At 73.4% G+C, this 5167-nt stretch carries 5 protein-coding genes and 1 pseudogene; 1 reads left to right on the plus strand and 5 read right to left on the minus strand.

The window, feature by feature from the left end; translation table 11 throughout:
• From ACOJUF_RS02365 to sucC, 3 genes are all read right to left on the minus strand, one after another.
• Window positions 1–512, minus strand: a 512-nt coding sequence (locus ACOJUF_RS02365) for a DUF5336 domain-containing protein (RefSeq protein ID WP_420120262.1), incomplete at its 3' end; no start/stop codon positions are given.
• Between the two features lie 487 nt (window positions 513–999).
• Complete coding sequence (gene sucD / locus ACOJUF_RS02370) at window positions 1000–1893, minus strand: succinate--CoA ligase subunit alpha (RefSeq protein WP_420120263.1); 894 nt, start codon at window positions 1891–1893, stop codon at window positions 1000–1002.
• 6 nt (window positions 1894–1899) lie between these two features.
• Complete coding sequence (gene sucC, locus ACOJUF_RS02375; RefSeq protein WP_420120264.1) at window positions 1900–3090, minus strand: ADP-forming succinate--CoA ligase subunit beta; 1191 nt, start codon at window positions 3088–3090, stop codon at window positions 1900–1902.
• A gap of 207 nt (window positions 3091–3297) precedes the next feature.
• Here sucC and ACOJUF_RS02380 point away from each other — a divergent pair, with 207 nt between their 5' ends.
• On the plus strand, window positions 3298–3783 hold the full coding sequence (locus tag ACOJUF_RS02380; protein ID WP_420120265.1) for an NUDIX hydrolase: 486 nt from the start codon (window positions 3298–3300) through the stop codon (window positions 3781–3783).
• A 28-nt stretch (window positions 3784–3811) separates the two neighbouring features.
• On the opposite strand, the gene ACOJUF_RS02385 is transcribed toward ACOJUF_RS02380, so the two are convergent.
• A complete protein-coding gene (locus ACOJUF_RS02385) occupies window positions 3812–4231 on the minus strand; it encodes a cobalamin B12-binding domain-containing protein (protein WP_420120266.1) in 420 nt (139 codons plus the stop codon).
• Between the two features lie 2 nt (window positions 4232–4233).
• Window positions 4234–5167, minus strand: a pseudogene (locus ACOJUF_RS02390) (hypothetical protein); the annotation flags it as partial.

Raw genomic sequence — 5167 nt, forward strand, 5'->3', positions numbered from 1 at the left:
ATCCAACCGGCCACCCCGGCGGGCCCCGGGCCGGCCGCCGGAGCCGGCGCGACCCCGGGCACCGGGCCGGGGGCCGGAACCGGCCCGGCGGCGGCAGCCCCGCTCCGGGGCGCCATCCGCACGTCCGCCCCGACCACGTAGGCGGCGATCGCGACGACCGCCTGGACGATGCCGAAAATGGTCAGCAGGACGGCGCCGAGTCCCTTGCTCACCTGCCCGGCGGCCAGCAGCTCGAGCGAGCTGGTCGTACCCAGCGAGATCAGGGCGCCGACCGCGCCGCCCACCGACACCGCGGCGACGGCCAGGCGGGACCGCTCGCTGCCGGGCAGGAACGCGGCCAGGGCCAGCAGTCCGGCGATGAGCAGCAGGATCGGCACGTACCCGGGGCCGACCGCGTACACGCTCAGGCTCTCGTCGATGCGACTCGACGTGACCTGGGGCAGGAACCCGAACGCGAAGTTCAACCCGCCGAGCCCGGCGATGACCAGGCCGAAAAGCTTGGCCGGGTCCAAGGACCCGCGCGCGGTCGGGGTGACGGCCGGACCGCCGGGGCCCGGTGCGGGAGAGCCGGGAGCGGGCCGCCCCGGATCCGCGGGCCCGACCGGACCGGGGGCCGGGTGGCCACCCGGACCGGTCACCCCGGCGGACCAGCCGGAACCGGGCCCACCCCCGGCGGACCGGCCCGAGCCGGGCCCACCCCCGGCGGACGGGCCGGCGGCTCCGGGCGACCAGCCGGTCGGCGAGGCGCCCGGTGGGGCGGCGGACGGTCCCCAGTACCCGCCGGGCGGTGCGCCGCGATACTCGTCCGGTCGGCTCATCGCAAGTCCTCGCTCACCCGGCCCGGGGGCCGTCCACGTCCGCGTCCGGATCACGCCCGGGTCGCGCGTCCTGCAGTCGTCGTCGCTCGGGTCCGAACCTACCGACGAAATGACCCCGAACGGCGCAACGGCCGGACCGCGGTGCGGTCCGGCCGTCGGCACAAGGCGGATGGTGGTCGGGTCAGCCCGCGACCTCGCGCAGGAGGCGGGCGGTCTCGGACGGCGTCTTGCCGACCTTCACCCCGACGGCCTCCAGGGCCTCCTTCTTGGCCTGCGCGGTTCCGGCCGAGCCGGACACGATCGCCCCGGCGTGCCCCATGGTCTTACCCTCGGGCGCGGTGAACCCGGCCACGTAGCCGACGACCGGCTTGGTCACGTTGTCGGCGATGAACGCGGCGGCCCTCTCTTCCGCATCGCCGCCGATCTCGCCGATCATCACGATCGCCTCGGTCTCCGGGTCCTGCTCGAACGCGGCCAGGGCGTCGATGTGGGTGGTCCCGATGATCGGGTCTCCGCCGATGCCGATCGCCGTGGAGAACCCGAGATCGCGCAGCTCGTACATCATCTGGTAGGTCAGGGTGCCCGACTTGGACACCAGGCCGACCTTGCCCGGTCCGGTGATGTCGGCCGGGATGATGCCCGCATTGGACTTACCGGGGCTGATGATGCCCGGGCAGTTCGGGCCGATGATGCGCGTCTTTTCGACGCGGCCCTCGTTCGCCTTGACCGCATACGCCCAGGCGTAGGCGGTGTCGTGCACCGGGACACCCTCGGTGATGACCACGGCCAGCCCGATCTTGGCGTCGATCGCCTCGATGATCGCGTCCTTGGTGAACGCCGGCGGCACGAACAAGACGGAGGTATTGGCTCCCGTCTTTTCGATAGCCTCGGCCACCGATCCGAAGACCGGCTGCGCGCTGCCGTCGAAATCGACGGTGGTGCCGGCCTTACGGGCGTTGACACCGCCCACGACGGTCGTGCCGGAGGCCAGCATCCGGCGGGTGTGCTTGGTGCCCTCGGAGCCGGTCATGCCCTGCACGATGACCCGGGACTTCTCGGTCAGGAAGATCGCCATCGGTTCTCAGACTCCCGTGCTCGTGCTGTTCAGGGCGGCAAAAGCCAGCTCGGCGGCCTTGTCGGCGCCCTCGTCCATCGTCTCGGCCTGGATGACCAGCGGGTGCGCGGCCTCGTTGAGGATCGCCCGACCCTCCAGCACGTTGTTGCCGTCGAGCCGGACGACCAGCGGCTTGGTCGCCTCGTCCCCGAGCATGTTCAGCGCACCGACGATGCCGTTGGCGACCGCGTCGCACGCGGTGATGCCGCCGAAGACGTTGACGAACACCGCCCGGACGTCCGGGTCGGACAGGATGATCTCCAGCCCGTTGGCCATCACCTCGGCGCTGGCGCCGCCGCCGATGTCCAGGAAGTTGGCCGGCTTGACCCCGCCGTGCGCCTCACCGGCGTAGGCGACCACGTCCAGCGTCGACATGACCAGGCCGGCACCGTTGCCGATGACCCCGACCTGCCCGTCGAGCTTGACGTAGTTCAGGCCCTTCTCCTTGGCCGCGACCTCGAGCGGGTTCTCCGCGGCGGAGTCGGCCAGGGCCGCGTGCTCCGGGTGCCGGAAGTCGGCGTTGGCGTCCAGCGAAACCTTGCCGTCGAGCGCGACGACCGTGCCCTCACCGTCCTTGACCAGCGGGTTGACCTCGACCAGCGTGGCGTCCTCGCCCACGAAGGTGTCCCACAGCCCGACCAGCACCGCCTCGACCTGGTCGATCACCTCGGCCGGGAACTTGCCGGCGGCGGCGATCTCCTTGGCCTTCGCGGCGTCGACGCCGGTCAGCGCGTTGACCGGGATGCGGGCCAGGGCATCCGGGCGCTCCTCGGCCAGCTGCTCGATCTCCATGCCGCCTTCCTTGGTGGCCATGGCCAGGAAGGTCCGGTTCGACCGGTCGAGCAGGTAGGAGAGGTAGTACTCCTCGGCGATCTCGCTGGCCGGGGTGATCAGAACCTGGCGGGTCACGTGGCCCTTGATGTCCAGGCCCAGGATGTTCCCGGCGTGCGTGCGCACGTCGTCCAGGGTCGCAGCGAACTTGACGCCACCGGCCTTGCCCCGACCGCCGATCTTCACCTGGGACTTCACCATCACCGGGGTGCCCAGCTCCTGCGCCGCGGCCACCGCCTCCTCCACGGTGCGGGCCACCTTGCCGGCCGGAGCCGGCACACCGTGTGCGACGAAGAGTTCCTTCGCCTGGTACTCGTACAGATCCACGTCGTCTCCCTCGCCGGGACGGTTTGGTCTTGTGGTGGACCGGCGCGGAGCGGAAGGCCCGGGCGCCGGAGACCGTCGGAGCCACCCTAGCGAGCGGGTGATCACTCGTGGCCCACGACGGGTGAGACCTCACCCACGTTCGGCGGCCGATCGGACGGAAGATCGGGTTCTCGATCCGGCGGGACCGGGCCGCCGTAGGGTGGGCCGGTGGATGTCCGCGTCGGCGCCTATGCCGTCATCGTCCGGGACGGCCGCCTGCTCCTGACGCACTGGAACGAGCACGGCCGCAGCGGGTGGACGCTGCCGGGCGGCGGGCTTGAGGAGTACGAGACCACCGAACAGGCCGCCGTCCGCGAGGTGCGCGAGGAGACCGGGTACGACGCGGAGTTGCGCACGCTGCTCGGGGTGGACTCGCTCTTCCTGGAGCCGGCGGACCGGATCGTGCCCGGCGACGGGCCCCTGCACGCGCTCCGTGTGGTCTACCTGGCCCGGATCGTCGGCGGCTCTCTGACCCACGAGGCGGACGGCAGCTCGGACGAGGCCCGGTGGGTTCCCCTGGACGCCGTCGGGGAGCTGCCGACGCTGTCCCTGGTGCCCACCGCCATCGACATGCTCCTGCGCCGGCTGCCCGCCGACCGCACGGACGGCGCCGGGGACGCGACGGGCCCGGCGGACGAGGTCGCCCCGGACTGACCCGGCCGGGTGGCCGCGGCAGGATCGTTCAGCCCAGCCGGGACCGCCGCTGGGCCACCGCCTCGCGCAGCCAGGCGACGATGTCCGCGGTCGGGGCTCCGGGGGTGAAGATGCCGGTGACGCCGAGGGCGGCCAGCTCGTCCTGGTCCTCGGCCGGGATGATGCCGCCGCCGAAGACGATGATGTCGTCCGCGTCGGCCTCCCGGAGCAGCTCGACGACCCGGCGGAACTGGGTCATGTGCGCGCCGGAGAGCACGGACAACCCCACCGCGTCGGCGTCCTCGGCCAGGGCGGCGGCGACGATCTGGTCCGGGGTCTGGTGCAGGCCGGTGTAGACGACCTCCATCCCGGCGTCGCGCAGTGCCCGGGCGACGATCTTGATCCCGCGGTCGTGACCGTCCAGGCCCGGTTTGGCCACGACGACCCGGATCTGGTTCGACCCCTGCATGGTCAGCCGCCCTTCGACTCGACGCGCGCCCCGGCGGACCCGGGGCCCTGATCGTCGCGCACACCCGAGCCCGCGGCATCGGCGACCGGCCAGGCCGGGCGCAGCGCGACGCCGGCGGCGGCCCGGACGGCCACCACGGCGACGCACAGCGTGATGACGACGGTGCCGAGCAGCACCCAGAAACCGGTGGCCAGGGCGAAGCCGGGCAGCTCGCGGGCGGCCGCGGGAACGACCAACGGCTGCGCCAGCACCGCGGCGGCGCCCACGAGGGCGCCGCCCGCGACCGGCGGGAACCGCGTGAGCGCCCCGATCCACACCCCCAGCACCGCACCGGCCGCCACCGACCAGAACGCCCAGGTGTCCAGGTCGAGCCCGCTGACCAGCGTGGGTGCCGAGGACACCCCGAGCCCCTGGTACACCGGCAGGGCCAGCGCGACCGGCACCAGCCCGGTCAGGATGACCGCGTTCCAGCGGCGGGCACCCCGCGAGTCGGCCAGGCTCTGGTCGTCGACCACGTCGACGGAGGCCTCGGCCGCCTGCCGCGCGGCGATCGCGGCCAGCACCGCCGCGACGACAGCGGCCACCGTGCCGGCGACCATCAGGTACCCACCGGGCCCCACGGTCCAGGTGTGGCTGATGGTCGACCCGCCCGTCCCGCCCGAGGTGGCCGAGACCAGGGAGGTCGCCCACAGGGCCCGCCCGAGCGCGTAACCCGCACCGGCCCAGACGACCAGCAGGGCCGCCCGCCCCGCGCCCGCGGCGGCCGGTACCAGGGTCGATCCGGCGGCGACGGCCAGAGGGACCGCGGCCACGAGCAACGGCAGCGCGGCCGGCGCGAGCAGCAGGCCGGCCACGTCGTCCGGCGGGGCGCCGTCCAGATACAGCAAGGCGGTCTGCGAGGCGCCGGCCAGGGCGGCCGCGGCGAGCAGTCCGGCC

The organism is Nakamurella sp. (assembly GCF_048594475.1).
Taxonomy (GTDB): Bacteria; Actinomycetota; Actinomycetes; order Mycobacteriales; family Nakamurellaceae; genus Nakamurella.

What these genes read in the sequence shown, in the direction of transcription:
- sucD (WP_420120263.1), bottom strand. Translation starts at nt 1,893, where the DNA reads ATGGCGATCTTCCTGACCGAGAAGTCCCGGGTCATCGTGCAGGGCATG.
- ACOJUF_RS02385 (WP_420120266.1), bottom strand. Translation starts at nt 4,231, where the DNA reads ATGCAGGGGTCGAACCAGATCCGGGTCGTCGTGGCCAAACCGGGCCTG.